The sequence below is a fragment of the Nocardia coubleae NBRC 108252 genome, from assembly GCF_001612805.1.
Lineage (GTDB): Bacteria > Actinomycetota > Actinomycetes > Mycobacteriales > Mycobacteriaceae > Nocardia > Nocardia coubleae.
Genome location: NZ_BDBD01000018.1, coordinates 98,971 through 118,103 on the forward strand (window position 1 = coordinate 98,971; position 19,133 = coordinate 118,103).

Consider the following 19,133-nt stretch of genomic DNA (forward strand, 5'->3'; position numbering starts at 1 on the left):
AATGTACATGACTGACATCGCCATCGTCGGCATCGGTTGCCGTTATGCGGGCGGCATCGATTCGCCGGAATCGTTCTGGGACTTCGTGATCCACAAGCGCGACGGCGTTCGTGAGATTCCCGAGGAGCGCTGGGACTGGCGCCGCTACTACGACGAGGACCGGCGCGCCCCCGGCCGCATGTACACCAAACGCGGCGCCTTCATGACGGGCGACCCGTGGGCCTTCGACCCGGAATTCTTCGGCATCTCCCCACGCGAGGCCACCAGCATGGACCCGCAGCAGCGGTTGATCCTCGAGGTGGCCTGGGAGGCGCTCGACGACGCGGGCGTGGCCGGGCGGGCCGCGGGGTCCTCGCTCGGGGTGTACGTGGGTGCCTTCACCCTCGATCAGATGGTGGTTTCGGCGGGTGCCGCGCTGCCGCATGTCGACCTGCACACCGCCGTCGGTGTGTCGTACACGATGCTGTCGAACCGGCTGGCGTACGCGCTCGACCTGAGGGGTCCCGCCGTGACGGTGGATACGGCCTGTTCGTCGTCGCTGGTCGCCCTGCACCTGGCGTGCCGGGCTATCGCCGACGGTGACTGCGAGGTCGCGATCGCCGGTGGCGTGAACGTGATGGTGCAGCCGGAAACATTCGTCACGATGTGCAAGGGCGGCTTCCTCGCCGCCGACGGGCGGAGCAAGCCGTTCGACGCCGCGGCCGACGGCTACGGCCGGGGCGAGGGCGCCGGGGTGGTGGTCCTGAAGAAGCTGGCCGACGCCGAACGCGACGGTGACCGGGTCTACGCCCTGGTCAAGGCCACCGGCGCGAACCAGGACGGGCGGACCACCGCGATCACCGTTCCCAATGCGGAATCCCAGGAAAGCCTCGCGCGCGAGGTGATCCGGCGCTCCGGCATCGATGTTCGCGATGTCACCTACGTCGAGGCGCACGGTACCGGCACCCCGGTGGGCGACCCGATCGAACTGCGGGCCATCGGCCGCGCCTACGGCGCACCTGCCGGACGGCCGGGGCAGCTCGGCGTCGGGTCGTTGAAGGCCACGCTCGGGCACACCGAGGCCGCCTCGGGTGTCGCGAGCATCATCAAGTCGGCGTTGGCGATTCGGCATCGCACGATCCCGCCGCAGGGCTGGCTGGACACGCCGAACCCCGATATCCCCTTCGACGAGTGGGGGATTCGGGTACTCACCGAGGCCGAGCCGGTCGGACCCGACGTCGAGCGCATGGCCGTGGCGGTCAACGGTTTCGGTTACGGCGGGACGAACGCACACGCGATCCTGCAGGAGCACCGGCCGAGCGCCGAAACCGTTCGGCCACCTGTGCATTTCGGCGTGCTGCCGTTGTCGGGGCGTTCCGAGGGTGCGGTACGGGAGCTGGCGCGTGGGTTCGCCGAACGCATCGCCGACGGTGCCGATCCGCAGCGGCTGGCGGAGGCGGCGTGGCGGCGGCGCCAGCATCATCCGGTGCGCACGGGCGTCGCTTTCGGTGACGACACCGAGCTGGTGCAGGGGCTGATCGATCTGGCGACCGGATCGGGCCGGGTCGCCAAGACCGTCGCCAAACGCGCCGGTGAACCGGTGTTCGTCTGCACCGGCATGGGCCCGCAATGGTGGGGCATGGCACGTGAGCTGCTCACGGCGGAAGGCACTTTCGCTGTCGAGGCCAAGCGGGTGGACGCGGAGTTCCAGGCGGTGGCCGGCTGGTCGATCATCGAGGAACTGTTGCGGCCCGAGGAAGAATCGAGGGTGCCCTCGACCGCCGTAGCGCAACCGGCCAATTTCCTGGTGCAGGTCGCGCTGTTCGCGACGCTGCGGGAGCGGGGGATCGAGCCCGCGGCCGTCGTCGGGCACAGTGTCGGCGAGGTGGCAGCCGCGTACCTGACCGGCATGTTGTCGCTGGGCGACGCCGTTCTCGTCAGCTACCACCGTTCGCGGCTGCAGGCGACCACGGCGGGCACCGGCGGCATGCTCGCGGTCGGGCTCGGGCCGGACGAGGCCGGTGCGCTCGTGGCAGGCGAGGACGCGGTCGATATCGCGGCGATCAACAGTCCGTCGGCGGTCACCCTCGCCGGTGCGGTCGACCGGCTCGGCGCCATTGCCGAAACGCTCACGGAGCGGGGCGTCTTCGCGCGTCGTCTGCAGGTCGAAGTGCCGTATCACAGTGCCCTGATGGACCCGATCCTCGACGAGCTGCGTGCCGCGCTCGCCGACATCACCGTCGCCGAACCACGCCTCCCGCTGTACTCCACTGTCACCGGCGAACTGGTCACCGGCGCGGACTGGGACGCCGACTACTGGTGCGCCAATGTGCGTCAGCCGGTGCGTTTCGCGGCGGCGGCCACGGCGCTCGTGAAGGCGGGGCACCGCGTGTTCCTCGAAGTCGGCCCCCACCCGGTGCTCGGCGCCAATATCCGCGAGATCCTCATCGGCGCGGGCGAGACGGGCACGACCATCGCCACCCTGCACCGCAAACAGGACGACGCGCACAGCATGCGCCAAGTGCTCGCCGACCTCTACGCCGCGGGCGCTCTCGACATCGACGCACTGTTCACCGAAACAGTCCGCCCGACACCGCATATCGACCTGCCGAGCTACCCCTGGCAGCGCACGGTGCTGCGCTCGGAACTGCCCGAACTGCGAACGCAACGACACGGCACCCCGGACGCGCACCCCCTGCTCGGCGACCGGCGCCCCGACGACGCGAGCACCTGGCGGCTCAACCTGTCGACCGCCGCGCTGCCCTGGCTCACCGACCATGTCGTCGGCGGCACCGCGATCATGCCGGGCTCGGGCTACCTCGACGCCGCGCTCAGCGCCGCGGCCGTGCGGGCCGAGTCCGAGCAGGTGGGGCTGGAGGACGTGCGGTTCGTCGCGCCGCTCGTCGTCGACGGTGGTGACGCACCGATCGTCGAACTCCACCTGGAGGTTTCGACCCGGCGCTTCACCATCCGTTCGCGCGGCGCCGCCGGTTCGGTGTGGACCGTGCATGCGACCGGACGGCTCGTCGAGGGCTCCTACGCGCCGGTCGGCGCCGACGTGCCCGACCTCTCCGCGATGACACCGGTCGAACCCGCCGACTTCTACACCGGTCTCGTCGCGGCCGGACTCGAGTACGGTCCGGCGTTCCAGCGGGTGACCGCGATCCGGCTCGACACGGACACCGTTGTCGCGCGGGTGAACGGTGAAATCGACCGGGACGCACGCTATCTCGCGCACCCCGCCGTGGTCGACGCCGCCTTGCAAACGGTCGCGGCATTGCTCGCCGGGCGTGCCGCCGAAGGGGCGATGGTTCCCGTCGGCGTCCGCTCGGTGCGCCGGCTGGCCGCGCTGCCCGCCGAGATCACGGTGGTCACCCGGATGTCCGGTGACGCCGCCGACATCGACCTGCTCGGCGCCGACAACGCCGTCTGCCTGCAGTTGCGTGGCGTGCGCTTCGCCTCGCTCACGCCGGGTGCGGGACCACTGCAGCGGATGAGTGACTTCTTCTACGAAGAACGCTGGGAGCTGCGCGAACCGGTCGACACGACCGCGCTGCCCGGCAACGACGGACTGTTCACGCTGGTCCTCGGCTACGGCGAAGGCGTCGAAGACCGCGTCGAACGGGTGCACCAGGCCGTGCGCACCGGTGCCGCCGGTTCGGCCGCCGTCCTGCTCGACGACGCCGAGCTGGAAGCGAACCTCACCGCCCGCCTGCGTGACCTCTTCGCTCTGGAAGCCGTTGAGCGCGTGCATGTTTGCGTAGTGCCCGGCGCCTCTGCCGACGGCGATATACCCACTCTGTGGACCCTTCGCCGTGTCGCGGCCACCCTCGAGAGCTTCCTCGACGACCGCGCGAACGAACTCGCCGTCGACCTGCCGATGACCGGCGACGGATCGCTGCACGCGACGGTCGTCACCGCAAACGCCTACGCTCACCCGGCCGACCCGACGCCACCCTCGCTCACCCAGGCCGCGATCGCGGGCGCCCGCCGGGTGCTGCTCAACGAACAGTCCCGGTTGCGGTGGCGGCTCGTCGATATCGACGCTCGGGTCACCGAAGCCGAACTGGCTGCCGAACTCGCCGTACCGGGTGCCTTCACCTACGACCGCAGTGACGAGGTGATCCTGCGGGACGGACTGCGCTGGGTCACCGTCGTGGACCGGACCATGCCGCAGCGCCTCGAAACGCTCGACACGGCGGAGCCGCTCACCGATCCGGAGGCGAACTTCGAACTCGAGCTGCCCCGCTCCCGCACCTTCGCCCGGCTGGGCTGGCGGCGGTGCGAACGCCGTGCACCCGGACCCGGTGAGGTCGAACTGCGCATGCGCGCGGTCGGCCTGAACTACAAGGACGCGCTGAAGGTGATCGGCGTGCTCGGGGAACGGGAGCTGGCGCCCACCTATTTCGGCACGGTGCCCGGTATGGAAGGAGCCGCGACCGTCGTCCGGGTCGGTGCCGGAGTCACCGACGTGGCCGTCGGCGACGAGGTGACCGTGACCTCGAAGGGCATGATCGCCCGGTTCCACACCACCGACGCCGCCCTGCTCGCCCGCGTGCGCCCCGGCACCGATCCCGGTCGCTGCACGAGCGGAACGGCCTTCGCCACCGCCGAACACTCCCTGCTCGAGCTGGCCAGGATTCAACCGGGGGAGACCGTGCTGATCCACGGCGCCGCCGGTGGTGTCGGCACCGCCGCGGTGCAGATCGCCAAGCAGCACGGTGCCGTGGTGATCGGCACCGCGAGCACCGAGCAACGCCGTGCGCTCGTGTCGGCCGAAGGCGCCGATCACGTCCTCGGTTCCCGCTCGCTCACCCTCGTGGACCAGGTGCTCGCGCTCACCGACGGCCGTGGCGTCGACGTGATCCTCAGTACCGCACCCGGTGAGCTGCAACGCCAGAACTTCACGATGGTCGCCGAATTCGGCCGCATCGTCGAAATCGGCAAGGCCGACATCTACGCCGGTGGCGTGCTGGAACTGGCCGCCTTCGACAAGAACATCGCCTACTACTCCTTCGACCTGGACCGGATGGCCCGCGTCCGGCGCGACCGCGTGCTCGATCTGGTGCGCGGAATCAACGCCAGGCTCGACGACGGCACCTACCGGGCGCTGCCGTTCACCAGCTACGGCACCGCCGAGGTCGGCGAGGCCTTCGAGGCGGTGGCGCGGTCCACCGGAACCGGACGCGTCGCGCTCGACCTCACCGAAGCCGAGCCCCTCGTCCGCCCCGCCCTGCCACAAGTGCGTATCGAAGCGGACGCGAACTACCTGATCACCGGCGGTTTCGGGGCCTTCGGCCTGGCCACCGGACGGTGGTTGGTCGGCAACGGCGCCCGTCACCTGACGCTGCTCGGCCGTAGCGGCCCCACCACGGGAGCGGCCGTCGCGCAGCTCGCGGCGTGGGCGCAGCAGGGCATCACGGTGGTCAGCGAACTGGTCGACATCACCGATGCCGAGGCCGTCGCCGCGGTGATCGACCGGGCGCACACGGCCGAACATCCGCTGCGCGGTGTGTTCCACACGGCGGGCGTGATCGACGACAAACGCGCCACGGTGATGGACATCGACAGTCTGTCGGCGGTGTATCGGCCGAAGGTGGACGGCGTGCGCGCCCTGGCGGCGGGTCTCGAGGCGGCGGGCGTGCGACTCGACCACTTCGTGCTGTACTCCTCCGGCTCGACGATGTTCGGTGCTGTCGGTCAATTCGCCTACACCGCAGCCAATTCCGCGCTGCAGGCGATGGCCGAATCTGTCGTCCGCGCGGGTGGCACCGCGCTGGCGGTCGGCTGGGGTCACATGTCCGGTGGCGGTATGGCCGCCGCCGACGAGCACATCACCCGTTATCTGCGCACCACCGGCTTCGATCCGCTCGACATGGACGAGGGCGCGCAATATCTGGAACAAGCGCTGCGCCTGGGTATTACGCAGGCAGCGATCATCCCGATCGACTGGGCCAAGGTCGATGCCACCGCGCCGTTCTTCGCCAAGACCGGTCGCCTCGAAACGATGATCGCCGCTGCGGCGCAGGATGATTCGGCGGCCAGCCAGTTGCGTATCCAGCTAGCCGAACTCGACGAGGACAAACGCGGGGAGGTTGTGGCGTACATGCTGGCCGAACAGCTGGCGCAGGTGATGGGTGTCGCGGCGGATTCGATCGACCTGAGCGTTCCGGTTCCCGAACTCGGCCTGGACTCGCTGATGGCGGTGGAATTCGGTGCGCTGGTGTCGAAGTCGCTCGGGGTCGAGCTGCTGACCTTGCAGATGGGTCGTTCGTTCAGCCTCGAACAGGCGGGAGTGCGGGTGGCGGAGGCGATCGTCGGGGTGCGGGCATGAGCGAGTCGGCGCGGGAGCTGGCCAGGAAGCTGCTCAACGACACGGTCGGCGAGGGGGTGTCGCGGGCGCCGTCCACACCCCCGCCCGTCACGCGACGGCCCCGGCGCGGTCCGGGTCGCCAGTTCGCCGACCACCCCGAGGTGGCGGCGATGGCGAAGAAGCGCGCCACGATCGCCGAACTGTACGACCGATTCGACATGCCGAACCCGGTCTTCCTGCTGCGCGAGAGCGCCAACGACACCGTGATCCGTTGGCAGGGGCGCGAACTGGTGAACTTCGGCGCCTACAACTACCTCGGGCTGAGCAATCATCCGAAGGTGGTGCAGGCGGCCAAGGACGCGCTCGACACCTACGGCGCCTCCGCCTCTGCCTCGCGCATCGTCGCCGGGGAGATCCCGCTCTACGCCGAACTCGAGCAGCGCCTGGCCGGGATGTACGACGTCGCCGACGCCCTGGTGACCACCAGCGGATACCTCACCAATGCCGGGGTGATCGGTTTCCTGTTGCGTGACGGCGATGTCGCCATCTGTGATTCGCTGATCCACCGCAGTGTGGTGTCGGGCGTGCAGTGGTCGGGTGCGCGTCAACTCACCTTCCGGCACAACGACCCCGAGTCGCTGCGGTCGGTGCTGCGGATGGCGCGCGCCAATTTCGACCGTGCGTTAGTGGTGATCGAAGGTCACTACAGCATGGACGGAACCATCGGGAAGCTGCCCGAAATCGCCGCTGTGGCGAGGGAGTTCGATTGCGCGGTAATGGTCGACGAGGCGCATTCGCTCGGTGTGTTCGGCGCGAACGGCCGAGGCGTTCGCGAACATTTCGGCCTACCGGGCGACGCCGTCGACATCTGGATGGGCACCCTGTCCAAGGCGCTCGGCAGCTGCGGTGGCTTCGTCGCCGGCGACTCCGACCTGATCGGTGCGATGAAGGTCGCCGCACCCGGTGTCGCGATGCTGAGCGGTGGCCCCGCGCCGTCGACGATCGGTGCCGCCCTGGCCGCCCTCGACATCCTCGACATGGAGCCGCAACGCCTGACCCGCCTGTGGTCCAATACCGAGTTCTTCCGGAGCTTGCTCGTCGAACGTGATCTCGACCTTGGGGTATCCGAGGGCACCCCGATCTTCCCGGTCATGGTGCCACAGGAATTCCGTGCCGGTTTCGTCTCGGCCCGGCTGCTTCAACAGGGCATCTACACCGGTGCGATCACCGCCCCCGCCGTCCCGGTCGGTAGCGAACGGCTGCGCTTCTTCCTCACCTCCGAACACACCACCGACCAGCTCCGGCGCACCGCCGACGAGCTGGCCGAGGCGGTGCGGGTCGCCGAAGCGCTGCCTGCCGTCAACGGCATCGGCTGAGGGTTCCTGATCTCACCCGGAACGGATGATGCATCGTGATCGGCCGGGCGTGACGATTGCTCCGATGACCACCGCGGCGTCGAACCCGATCTGGCAGCACCCCGATCGGTGACCGGCACTCGCGACATCGGAGGCTCGGTGCGGGTCGCTGGAGCACTTCGCGTCGTAGGGTGAGATCGCCTCCGATCGGAAGGAACACCGTGACCGACGCAGCATCCGTAGTCGTCGCCTACACCCACCTGTTCCCAGGTCTGGAACTCGAACTGCCCGGTGATCGCTTCGACCTCGTGTTCGCCGACGGCAGTGAAGCGGCCGCCATCCTCACCGAAGCGGGCGGTGACCCAGCCATCCTGGTCGACGCGTACCGCACCCAGGCGGGTACGGAAATCGCCGAAACCCTCTGGCCTGTCCGGCGTTCGGCGGGCGACGAGCGCCGGGTGAAGCTCGGGAAGGCCCTGCGCTCGACCAGCTAGGGCCGCAGTGCTCCGAGCGCCTGCTGTGCGGTTTTGGCGTGGCTCGCTGCGTTCGGGTGCAGTGGTGCGATCGCGTCGATGGTGGCGGGTGTCTCGCGTCCTGGGCCTGCACCGGTTGGCGGATCCCCAGCGGGCAGGCGACCAGCACGATGTGGACGAGGGGGGAACGCCCGGTCGTCAGCGCAGCCGGGTCGCGAGCCCTTCGAGGACAACGGCGAGTTGTCGTTCGAACCTCGGGTCGCCGTCGTCACGGAGATGTCCGGCGGCCTTGACCAGTTCGGCCCCCTCGCCGAGCCACGCATCACGTTCGGCAAGCGAGTATCGAGCGGGGTCAGCGCTCGTGGACGGGCTGCGCTCCTGCTCTTCGATGACGAAGCCGACCACGAAGGCCGTGAGCAGGTCGAGGGTGTCGTCGGCCTCGGGCAGTGAGAACCCGGCCGCGGTCAAGCGCTCGAGCCACGATTCCTTCGCCTTCACCACGTCGGGGTCGGCGAATCGCGTGCCGCTGAAGATGCGCGCCCCGTCCCGGTGCCTCAGGTACTCCGACCTCAGGACGCGGGCGTAGGCGGACACGTCGGCACGCCAGTCGGCGCCGCGCGGGATCGCCGCGAGGGCATCTGTGACGCGGCGCATGACGAATGTGGCCATCTCGTCGAGGAGTTCCTGTTTGTTGCGGACGTGCCAGTACAGGGCGGGGGCCTTCACGTCGAGCCGGGCGGCGAGCGCGCGGACGGTGAGGGCGTCCATGCCCTGCTCGTCGAGCAGTTCGAGTGCTGCCGTCACGATCTGCTCGCGGGTGATTCCTTTTGCCACGGTTGACACCTTAACAAAGTTAAGGCACCGTTGACGGCATCGGAAATTAACTTAGTTAAGGAGACATCTCATGCGTGCTGCTGTCGTCGAAACCCCCGACGCCACACCGGTTCTCGCGGACTTCCCTGATCCGCAACCGCGGCCGGGCCGGGCACCGATGAGGCTGGTCGGCGCTGGTTTGCACCACGTCGTCCGTGGGCAGGCCTCCGGGCGCCACTACTCCGGTGGCCCGGCACATCCCCTCGTACCGGGCGTCGATGCGGTTGCCCGCACCGAGGACGGGCGGCTGGTCTACACAGGTTTCGCCCGGGCGCCGTGGGGGACCATGGCGGAATGGATGGTCACCCCGTTCGAGGCGGAACTTCCCGCCGGGGCCGATCCGCTCGCCGTCGCCGCCGGCATGAACCCGGCCCTCTCCGGCTGGATGCCGCTGATCGCCCGGCGCGAGGAGGCGGGCGAACTCGGGACCGTACTCGTGCTCGGCGCGACCGGCGCCTCGGGCGGTCTGGCGGTGCGGGCCGCGCTGGCCCTCGGCGCGAAACAAGTCGTCGCGGCCGGGCGCGACCACGCAGCGCTGGAACGACTGCGCGGCCCGGGTGTAGTGACCGTTGCACTCGCCCCGGACGCACCCGACACCTGGTCGACCACCCTCGGTGCGGCCGTCGCCGACACCCAACCCACCCTCGTCCTCGACTACGTGTGGGGCCCCGTCGCCGAGGCTGCCTTCGCAGCAGTGGGAAATTCCGGCCCGTCCGCCACCAGCGTGCCACTCGATTACGTGCAGATCGGCACACTTGCCGGAACCGATGCCTCGCTCCCCGCAGCTCTACTGCGCAGCCGCCGCATCCGGATCAGCGGCAGTGGCCTCGGCTCGGTCTCGAAGGAACAGATGATCGCCGAGGTCCCCGCCCTCCTCGCCCGCTTCGCCGACGGCACCTTCGACCCGCCGTACACCACATACCCACTCAGTCGTGTCGGCGAAGCCTGGGCACATCAAGGCCGTCAGCGCGCCGTCATCGTCCCGGATTGATCGCGGACTTCCTGGTGAACATATTTCAGACTTGCAGCTCGGGCGGCGGGGTCGTCCACAGGGCGCTGATCGGAACACCGGTCAGCGCGTCGCCGAAAGGGAGTTGCTGGTCACCGCAGTAGAGGACCAAGCCGGCATGGAAGCGATCGCCGAGGCGACGTTGCAGGGCTCGCAGGCCTCGGAAATCGTCGGGGCGAATGGTCTCCGCCGCTTTGACCTCTATCGCGACGATCCTGCCCGCGTTGTCCTCGAGGACGGCGTCGACCTCGTAGCCGTCCCGGTCGCGGTAGTGGTGCAGCCTGGCCATGGTCGTGCTCCAGGTGAGTTGACGGGTCAGTTCGCCAAGTACGAAAGTCTCCATGATGGCGCCGGTGGTCGTGTCATTGGTGACGCCGGTCAGCAGATAGGCGGCGAGGCCGGAGTCGGTGAAGGTCAGTTTCGGTGTCGAAATGGCACGTGCGGTGGCGTTCGCCGACCAGGCCGGGACCAAGCGGACGAGGTAGATGAGTTCCAGGATGTCGACGTAGTCCCGCAGGGTCGTGACCGGTATCCCCAGATCAGCGGACAGGCGGCTGTAGTTGAGTAGGCCGCTGGTCTGCGCGGCCAGGGCTGCGACGAGGCGACGCATGTCGGATCCGCGGCGGATGTCTGCCACCTGGTGCACATCGCGACTCATGATGTCATCGAGATAGGAGCTGTAGAACTGGGCGCGTCGACGCGGCGCGGTACGGCGGATGGCTTCGGGATATCCGCCCCTGGCCGCGGCGGTCAGGTAGTCCTTGCGTCTCAGCTCTGATGATCCGGTGCGGAAGTCGGCACCGGCAGCGAACACCGCATCGATGAAACCATCTGGGGTGCCGTTGATTTCACCTTGCGACAAGGGAAAGAGCTCGATGGTTTCCGACCGGCCGGGCAAAGAATCGCCCAGCGAACTCAGTCCGAGGAGTCTTGCCGAGCCGGTCAGCAGGAAATGCCCCGGCCGTGGGTCTCGGTCGACAGCGTGCTTGATCGACAACCAGAGATCCGGAACGCGCTGCACTTCGTCGATCATCATGGTGCCGGGTGCGTCGAGGAAGCCGGCCGGGTCGGTTTCCGCCGAGGTGCGCGTAGCTTTGTCGTCGAGATAGCGTTTGGTGACCTCCGGCATGCCGCGCAGGCACTGCTCAGCCAGCGTGCTCTTCCCGGTCTGCCGTGCACCGTTGAGAATGACCACCCGCGTGTCTGCCAGCGCCTCTTTCACCAGCGCAGCGGCTTTTCTCGGGAGGAAACCAGCGGTGTGATGCACAGCCGAATCCTACGCTCTCCCGTCGATCTGCCGAAGGTTCTCCCGTCGATCTGCCGGAGAGTGTGTCGTCGATCTGCCGGATGAAGCGTCGCGTCTTTGCTTTCGACTCTGAGATCCACGATGCCCTGCTGCTGACCTGGCGTCAGGACCGAAACCGAGCTGCACGGGATCGTCATCTACGAGCAAGGCCCTCGGCAGGCTTCGAACCTGCTACATCCTGGTTTCAGGTCGTGTACCGGAGCTGCCCGGGCGGGCGACAGGGGTTTCCGGCACAGTGTTGCCATGGGTTCGTCGGTCGCCGGCTCTTTCACTGTCGCCACATTCAACGTCAACGGAATTCGCGCGTCACGTCGTCGTGGATTCGACCAGTGGTTGCGGGCCAGATCGGCGGATGTCGTCGCGCTGCAGGAATTGCGTTGTTCCGCAGCCGATGTGGGCACCTTCCCGGACTATTCGGCGGCAGTGGATGTCGGTTCCGTGGCCGGTCGCAACGGAGTGGCCGTATTGACCAAGGTTCCCGCCGCCGCCGTGCGGACGTGGGTTACCCACCCACCCAGGGCCCGCGGACTCGGTGAGTTCACCGCACAGGGACGTTATATCGAGGTCGACCTGGCCGACCGCCCGGTGACGGTGGCCTCTCTGTATCTCCCCAAGGGTGGTCTGCCCGCGCATCTCCAGCGCCCGGGATCGATGCGCGAACAGCCCGACGGTGGGGTGAAGTACGAACGCAAGCAGAGGTTCCTCGCTGCGTTCGCTCGCGAAGTGCACCGGAACCGGCTCGCTGCGCTGAGTGTGGGACGCGAGTTCGTCCTCACCGGCGATCTGAACATCGCGCACACCCCGCACGATGTGACCAACTGGCGTGCCGCCCGCACGATGGACGGCTTCCTGCCTGCCGACCGCGAGTGGTTCAGTTCGATTCTCGGCACGCGCCGGCTCGTCGACGTGGTGCGACAGGTGCACGGCGATCGCCCGGGTCCACTCACCTGGTGGAGTTGGGCGGGGCAATCGTTCGCCAAGGATGTGGGTTGGCGCGTGGACCACCAACTCGCGACACCCGGCCTCGCCCGCCTCGCGACGTCTGTCGTCGTCGACAAAGAACCGTCACCCGCCGAGCGCCTCTCCGATCACGCGCCGCTCATAGTGACCTACTCGGCGATGCCCGACTGAGAAGTTCTGGTGCCCTCGGCAGGATTCGAACCTGCGACACCCGCTTTAGGAGAGCGGTGCTCTATCCCCTGAGCTACGAAGGCGGGGGGCTCGCTCGGCGGGCCGAGGTGAGTATAACGCGACGCGGTGGGTGGGTTGGTGGGCTCGGTCAGAAGGCGGGGTAGGTGCCGGTGTCGTAGCCGGGGTCGGTGAGGTCTGTGGGGGTGGGGGTGGCGGCTTGGCCGGTGCCGTTTTCGAAGGCTTCGGCGTCGTAGCCGATGCCGTGCATGCCGGCGAACAGGGCCGAGAACAGCAGGACCGAGCCGGCTCCCCAGGCGCCGGCGAGGAGGGCGGGTTTCCACCAGGGTTCGGAGTACCAGCCGGCGGGGACGGGGCGGCCCGCGACTCGGCCGCCGGGGTAGTAGTGGCCGGTGGTGGGGGAGGGGTGGGGGGAGGCGGTGATGCGGCGGCCGTTGTAGTCAATGGTTCGGGGTTGGTCGACGCGGCCCGCGATGTCCTGGCCGTCGAGGGCGGGGATCGGGTCGCCGGGGTCCATGTTCATGGCCTGCCGGGCGGCGCGGATGTAATAGAGGCCTTCGAGGGCGGTGCGGCGAGCGAGGTCGGCCTGGTGGGGTGAGCGCGCGCGGTCGAGTTGGGCGGTGGCGGCGGTGTGGCGTTCGGCGGCGTCGGCGAGGGCCTGGCGGGCGGCTTCGTTGCGCGGGGTGAGGGCGTAGACCTGGCCGCCGAGGCGTTCGATGCCCACCCTGGCCTCGGCTCGCGCCTCGTCGAATTCGCGGGCGGTCCGCTTGTTCTGCTCGGCGCGCAGGTACAGCAGGGCGCCCACCGATACCACCAGGATCAACACCAGCCACCACAGCATCGCACGCCTCATTTCGTCGAGGTGTCGAGATGCCGTCCAGTTTACTGACCGGTTGCGGCGAACGCGCTGACCGTAGGTGATCAGCGCGTTGCCGAATTGCTCACCCGGCGAGATGGCGGGCGATCACCAGGCGCTGGATCTGATTGGTTCCCTCGAAGATCTGCATCACCTTCGCCTCGCGCATGTAGCGCTCCACGGGGAAGTCCTGGGTGTAGCCGTAGCCGCCGAACACCTGGACGGCGTCGGTGGTCACCTTCATCGCGGCATCGGTGGCGGCGAGTTTGGCGACGCTGGCCTGACGCGAATAGGGCAGACCGGCGTCGCGGCGGCGGGCGGCGTCGAGGTAGGTGGCGCGGGCGGTGTCGACGGCGGCGGCCATGTCGGCGAGCACGAAGCCGAGGCCCTGGTGGTCGATGATCTTGCGGCCGAACGCTTCTCGCTCCTTGGCGTAGGCGACGGCCTCGTCGAGCGCGCGCTGGGCCACACCAGTGGCGACGGCGGCGATGCCGAGGCGGCCCGCGTCGAGGGCGCTGAAGGCGATCGAAAGTCCTTGCCCCTCTTCGCCGATGCGGCGTTCGGCGGGCAGGAAGACGTCGTCGTAGGCGGCGGTGGTGGTCGGGATGCCGCGCAGACCCATCTTCTCCTCGGGCTTGCCGAAGCTCAGACCCTCGGTGCCCGCGGGCACGAGGAAGCACGAAATGCCGCGCGAGCCTTCGCCGGTGCGGGCGAACAGGGTGTAGAAGTCGGCGCGGCCACCGTTGGTGATCCAGGCCTTGGTTCCGGTGATCCGGTAACCGCCGTCGACGGGGGTCGCGCGGCAGCGCAGGGCGGCCGCGTCGGAACCGGCGTGTGACTCGGAAAGGCTGTAGGCGCCGATGGTTTCGCCCGACAGCATCCCGGCCAGCCACTGCTGTTTCTGTTCGTCGGTGCCGTAGGTGAACAAGGGGTGGCACGACAACCCGTGCACGCTCACCGCCACCGCGACCGCCGCCCACCGGCTCGCCAGTTCCTCGAGCACCTGCAGGTACACCTCGTACGGCTGCGCGCCGCCACCGAACTCCTCGGGGTAGGGCAGGCTGAGCAGTCCGGCCGCGCCGAGGGCGGGGAAAACACCCTCGGGAAAGACCCCGGTCTTCTCGCTCTCGGCAACGCGCGGCTCGAGCACTTTGTCGGCGATCTCACGGGTCAGCTCGATCAGATCGCGCGCTTCTTCGGTGGGCAACATGCGGTCAACAGCCATGGCCGTCACATTACGGCGGAGGCCGTCGAACGGTTCGCGCCGACAATGTGTCCGCCGGAATCTTGGCTGGGAGAACCGTTGCCCAGGCCAAACCTTTCGGTAACATCCCGTGTGACGTGGATCATTCCGCGGCGAGGGATTCGAAGGAGCACCGATGCTGAGCACAATGCAGGACGACCAGCTCTCGCTGGCAAAACTGCTCAACTATGCCGCCACTTTCCAAGGCGACTCCACTGTGTCCACCTGGACCGGCGACGGTGTTCGCACCATGACCTACCGCGAGCTCGGCGCGGATTCCGCTCGGCTGGCCAACGCGCTGCGCGGGCTCGGCATCGAAGAGGGCGACCGGGTCGGCACCTTCATGTGGAACAACAACGAGCACATGACCGCCTACATCGCGGTCCCCGCGATGGGCGCCGTCCTGCACGCGCTCAACATCCGGCTGTTCCCGGAGCAGCTGGTGTTCGTCGCCAATCACGCCGAGGACCAGGTGGTGATCGTCGACGGCACGCTGGTTCCGCTGTTCGCCCAGTACCTGCCGAACCTGAAGACGGTCAAGCACGTGATCGTCGCCAACGGTGACCCGGCCGCGCTCGCCGCGCCCGAGGGCGTGCAGGTGCATTCCTACCGTGAGCTGCTCGACAGCCAGTCCGCCGAGTTCGACTTCCCCGTCGTCGACGAGCGTTCGGCCGCCGCGATGTGTTACACCTCGGGCACCACCGGCGACCCGAAGGGTGTCGTCTACTCGCACCGCTCCAACTGGCTGCACGCCATGCAGGTGAACTCGCCCAACGGCATGGGTTTCCACGGCGGCGACTACGTGCTCGCGATCGTTCCGCTGTTCCACGCCAACGCATGGGGCCTGCCGTACGCGGCGCTGATGTCGGGCGCCAACATCCTGATGCCGGACCGTTTCCTGCAGCCCGCGCCGCTGCTGGAGATGATGGCCGCCGAGAAGCCCAGCTTCGCCGCCGCGGTGCCGACCATCTGGGGCGGTGTGCTCGCCGCGCTGGCGGCCGCGCCGCAGGACATCTCGCACCTGCGCACGGCTGTCGTCGGTGGTTCGGCGGTTCCGCCGTCGATGATGCGCGCCTTCGAGGAGAAGCACGGCGTGCGCATCCTGCACGCCTGGGGCATGACCGAGACCTCCCCGCTGGGTAGCGTCGCGCACCCGCCCGCCGGTGTGGAGGGCGACGAGGCCTGGGAGTACCGCTACACCCAGGGCCGCTTCCCGGCCAATGTGGAGGCCCGCCTCGTCGGTGACGACGGCAAGGTCGTCCCCAACGACGGTGAGTCCCTCGGTGAGCTCGAAGTGCGCGGTGCCTGGATCACCGGCTCCTACTACTCGCCCACCGGCGCCGAGGTCGACCCGGACAAGTTCGACGACGGCTGGCTGCGCACCGGCGATGTGGGCAAGATCAGCCCCAACGGCTACCTGACCCTGGTCGACCGCTCCAAGGACGTCATCAAGTCCGGCGGCGAGTGGATCTCCTCGGTCGACCTGGAGAACGCGGTGATGGGCCACCCCGCCGTCGCGGAGGCGGCCGTGATCGGCGTGCCGGACGAGAAGTGGGACGAGCGCCCGCTGGTCGCCATCGTGCTGGCCGAGGGTGCCGCCGCCGAGGCCACCGAGCTGCGTGACTTCCTGGCCGACAAGTTCGCCAAGTGGCAGCTCCCGGAGCGCTGGACCTTCATCGCGGAGGTGCCCAAGACCAGCGTCGGCAAGTTCGACAAGAAGCGCCTGCGCGCCCAGTACGCCGAGGGCGAGCTCGAGGTCGTCACGGTCTAGAACGACGAAAAGGGCGGGCGCGGAATCACTTCCACGCCCGCCCTTTCGCCGGCCGCCGAGGATTCAGCAGTTACGGAGCTCGGGACTCTGGTTCAAGAGCTGGGCGCGTGGGCTGATGTAGCGGGTGTAGGTCTCCCCGCCGACCGCCGAGAGCGGGAAGGCCGCGACCCGGTGGCAGTTCTGGAAGGCCAGCTTGACCCCGAAGTGGCGTTCCAGGCCACCGCGGATGGCGTCGGAGGCAAGGGCACGCAGCAGCTGGCCGCGGGCCACCTCGTCCGGCGGCGGGACCCGGTTGTCGGCGTATTCGTCGGTGCCGGCACGCAGATCACCGGCGACCCGGCTCACCACTTCCCAGGCATAGGGCAGCGACCGGCGGACACAGTCGACGAATTCCGCGTCGTCGATATCGCCCTGTTCGGCGCGTTCAAGTAAGGCGGCGGGAACATCGAGGGACATGGCGCTCTCCTCCTGCTCGAAGTGTTTCGATGGAATGCGATGCCCGGCCGAGTGTAAACGAAATCCGTTGTCGATAAGCAGGGTTCAGTCCGAAAGGGCGCGGCGCAGCGAGGATTTCGCATCCGACCACAGGGTGGTGATCAGTTCGCCCGCTGGTTGCTCGATGCTGAGCGAATGTGCTTGCCCGGCCCACAGATTCACCTGATCCGGGTTGCCCGCCGCCCGGCCCTCGGCGCGCAGAGGGGAAGTGGCGTAATGGATTTCAGGATAGGCGGCGGGTGCTCCCGCGGTGTGGTCGGTGAGGAACCCGTTGCGGATGCCGCGCGCACGCCGACCGGTGAAGGCGCGGGTGAGCATGGTCGGTTCGGGGGAGCCGATCGCGCCACGGTGCACCGCGTTGGTTCCGGCTTCCGGGCAGCGCAGCAGGGCCGTGCCGACCTGCGCCGCCCGTGCGCCCGCGGCGAGAACCGCCGCGACCGCCGCGCCGGTCGCGATGCCACCCGCGGCGACGATCGGGCGATCGGTGGCGGCGGTGAGCAGTTGCAGCAGGGCGAGCAGGCCGAGGGGGTCGATCGCGTCGTCGGCCGGATCGTCGAGGAAGCACGCGCGGTGCCCGCCCGCCTCGGCCCCCTGGGCGATCAGTGCGTCGGCGCCCGCGTCGAGCGCGATGGCGGCCTCGGCGGGCGAGGTCACCGTCACCCAGACCTCGGAGCCGACGGCGTGCAACCGGTCCACCTCCACCGCGGTGGGGCAACCGAAGGTGGTCGACACCACCGCGACCGGCTCCTCGGCCAGCAGGTCGAGCTTGTCCGCCCAGCCGTCGGTGTCGTGCTTGGGCGTGCCGAGCGGAAACTCGATCCCGAGTTGGGCCAGGTAGCCCGCGTAGGAGGCCGGATCGGCGACCGGGCCCGGCGCGAAGAGGTTCACGCCGAACGGTCCGGGGGTGAGCGCCCTGGTCGCGGCAATCTGCGCGGCCACCGCCTCGGTGCCGAGGTATCCGGCGGCCAGCTGTCCGAATCCGCCCGCGGCCGACACCGCGGCCACCAACTCGGGAGTGGACGGGCCGCCCGCCATGGGCGCGGCGACGACGGGGACGCGCAAGCTCTCGATCACCATGCCAAGAGTGTGGCCCGGCGAACCGGTGTCCAGCCCCCGCGACACCGTCGGCAACACGCCTCGAACCTGGGCCCGTTACTAGTCAACACACGATTCACCTGGGAATTTGCCACCGAAGGTTGCGGAATGATCACGGCGCGGTACAGTTCACGTCACGACGGATGCCGAACCGTTACACATAGTCCGGCATCGGGAGAGATCCCAGGTCGATCGCGAGATCGGCTTCGTACCGTCATTGTCGCCGGACGCTAGGACGAAACCTTGTCGCAGCACCGTATGGGCCCCGATTCGATCTCCGTCAAGGCCCTGTTGGCCGACGGTGGCGCCGGACGCCCCAGCCGGCACCGCGCCGCGCCCTCGCGCACCGGGCGGGTGCGGGCCGCCGCAGGTGCCGCGGTCGCCGCGGGCGCCCTGGTCGGGACCGCCGCACAGGTCGTCCCCGCCATCGCCTACGCCGCCCCGCTGCTGCCGACCACCCAGGACGATGTCGAGGAATCCGTCGTTCCCGAGTCGGCCCGCGAAGACGTGAACCTCGTCGCCGCGCAGGAAGTCGCCTCCCACGTCGAGGCGCCCGCGCCGGTGCAGGCCGTCGCCGCCCCCATCGCCGCTCCCGTGGCCGCCCCGTTCGGCATCGGCAACCTGCCCCCGGAGATCTCCGGCCCGCTGGCGCAGGTCGAAGACATCCTGCAGGGCATCCAGCACCAGGTCGCGCCGCCGCAGGCCGCCCGCCCGGTCGCCGGTCCCATCAGCTCCGGCTTCGGCGCCCGCTGGGGCGCCATGCACAGCGGCATCGACTTCGCCGACAACCTCGGCGCACCGATCCACTCCGTCATGAGCGGCACCGTCGTCGAGGCTGGCCCGGCCTCGGGCTTCGGCCTGTGGGTGCGGGTGCTGCAGGACGACGGCACCACCGCGGTCTACGGCCACGTCAACGACATGCTCGTCAGCGAGGGCCAGCGGGTGAACGCGGGCCAGGTCATCGCGACCGTCGGCAACCGCGGCCAGTCCACCGGCCCGCACCTGCACCTCGAGATCTGGGATCAGGGCGGCGCCAAGATCGACCCGCTGCCGTACCTGGCCTCCAAGGGCGTTCCGATGGAATGGGGCCCGTCGGCTCACTGAGCGGATATCGCCCGCAAACAGGCACGATCGAGTGACGGTGGTTCGTATGAGCCCCGTCACTTTGCCGTTGAACGGGCAACAGTGACAAAGCCTGCGCCGATACTCCTCTGGG

At 68.8% G+C, this 19,133-nt stretch carries 13 protein-coding genes and 1 tRNA gene; 7 read left to right on the forward strand and 7 right to left on the reverse strand.

The features are described 5' to 3' along the window. Positions 1-7: 7 nt before the first annotated feature. From NCO8_RS17735 to NCO8_RS17745, 3 genes are all read left to right on the forward strand, one after another. A complete protein-coding gene (locus tag NCO8_RS17735; RefSeq protein WP_067641583.1) occupies positions 8-6,313 on the forward strand; it encodes a type I polyketide synthase in 6,306 nt (2,101 codons plus the stop codon). Further along, entirely contained in the window at positions 6,310-7,668 is a 1,359-nt protein-coding gene (locus NCO8_RS17740) for an aminotransferase class I/II-fold pyridoxal phosphate-dependent enzyme (protein ID WP_067641029.1), read from the forward strand. The genes NCO8_RS17735 and NCO8_RS17740 overlap by 4 nt, the downstream gene beginning before the upstream one ends. A gap of 200 nt (positions 7,669-7,868) precedes the next feature. Continuing rightward, a complete protein-coding gene (locus tag NCO8_RS17745) occupies positions 7,869-8,141 on the forward strand; it encodes a hypothetical protein (RefSeq protein WP_067641031.1) in 273 nt (90 codons plus the stop codon). Positions 8,142-8,318: 177 nt separating this feature from the next. On the opposite strand, the gene NCO8_RS17750 is transcribed toward NCO8_RS17745, so the two are convergent. Beyond that, positions 8,319-8,954 carry a TetR/AcrR family transcriptional regulator C-terminal domain-containing protein gene (locus tag NCO8_RS17750; RefSeq protein ID WP_067641585.1) on the reverse strand — a complete coding sequence of 212 codons (636 nt, stop codon included), beginning with the start codon at positions 8,952-8,954 and terminating at the stop codon, positions 8,319-8,321. 70 nt (positions 8,955-9,024) lie between these two features. Between NCO8_RS17750 and NCO8_RS17755 the strand changes: the two genes are divergently transcribed. Next, positions 9,025-9,984 carry a quinone oxidoreductase family protein gene (locus NCO8_RS17755; protein ID WP_067641033.1) on the forward strand — a complete coding sequence of 320 codons (960 nt, stop codon included), beginning with the start codon at positions 9,025-9,027 and terminating at the stop codon, positions 9,982-9,984. Between the two features lie 25 nt (positions 9,985-10,009). Here the strand turns inward: NCO8_RS17755 and NCO8_RS17760 are convergent, their stop codons facing one another. Beyond that, complete coding sequence (locus tag NCO8_RS17760; RefSeq protein WP_067641035.1) at positions 10,010-11,269, reverse strand: ATP-binding protein; 1,260 nt, start codon at positions 11,267-11,269, stop codon at positions 10,010-10,012. 282 nt (positions 11,270-11,551) lie between these two features. Between NCO8_RS17760 and NCO8_RS17765 the strand changes: the two genes are divergently transcribed. Continuing rightward, positions 11,552-12,439, forward strand: coding sequence for an exodeoxyribonuclease III (locus tag NCO8_RS17765; RefSeq protein ID WP_067641037.1), 888 nt, complete (start codon positions 11,552-11,554; stop codon positions 12,437-12,439). Positions 12,440-12,446: 7 nt separating this feature from the next. Here NCO8_RS17765 and NCO8_RS17770 read toward each other — a convergent pair. The 3 genes from NCO8_RS17770 to NCO8_RS17780 all read right to left on the reverse strand — a co-directional run bounded on the left by NCO8_RS17770 (position 12,447) and on the right by NCO8_RS17780 (position 14,538). Continuing rightward, positions 12,447-12,522 (reverse strand) — tRNA-Arg (locus NCO8_RS17770). A 65-nt stretch (positions 12,523-12,587) separates the two neighbouring features. Then, positions 12,588-13,298, reverse strand: coding sequence for a DUF1542 domain-containing protein (locus NCO8_RS17775; RefSeq protein WP_174550342.1), 711 nt, complete (start codon positions 13,296-13,298; stop codon positions 12,588-12,590). A gap of 100 nt (positions 13,299-13,398) precedes the next feature. Further along, positions 13,399-14,538: an acyl-CoA dehydrogenase family protein gene (locus NCO8_RS17780; protein WP_067641039.1), complete on the reverse strand. Its 1,140-nt coding sequence runs from the start codon at positions 14,536-14,538 to the stop codon at positions 13,399-13,401. Positions 14,539-14,692: 154 nt separating this feature from the next. Between NCO8_RS17780 and NCO8_RS17785 the strand changes: the two genes are divergently transcribed. Beyond that, positions 14,693-16,327 carry a long-chain fatty acid--CoA ligase gene (locus NCO8_RS17785; protein ID WP_067641041.1) on the forward strand — a complete coding sequence of 545 codons (1,635 nt, stop codon included), beginning with the start codon at positions 14,693-14,695 and terminating at the stop codon, positions 16,325-16,327. 63 nt (positions 16,328-16,390) lie between these two features. Here the strand turns inward: NCO8_RS17785 and NCO8_RS17790 are convergent, their stop codons facing one another. Beyond that, a complete protein-coding gene (locus tag NCO8_RS17790) occupies positions 16,391-16,783 on the reverse strand; it encodes an SCO5389 family protein (RefSeq protein ID WP_067641043.1) in 393 nt (130 codons plus the stop codon). 84 nt (positions 16,784-16,867) lie between these two features. Beyond that, a complete protein-coding gene (locus tag NCO8_RS17795) occupies positions 16,868-17,899 on the reverse strand; it encodes a nitronate monooxygenase (RefSeq protein WP_174550343.1) in 1,032 nt (343 codons plus the stop codon). A 261-nt stretch (positions 17,900-18,160) separates the two neighbouring features. Here NCO8_RS17795 and NCO8_RS17800 point away from each other — a divergent pair, with 261 nt between their 5' ends. Further along, complete coding sequence (locus tag NCO8_RS17800) at positions 18,161-19,021, forward strand: M23 family metallopeptidase (protein ID WP_245655403.1); 861 nt, start codon at positions 18,161-18,163, stop codon at positions 19,019-19,021. Positions 19,022-19,133: the final 112 nt, after the last annotated feature.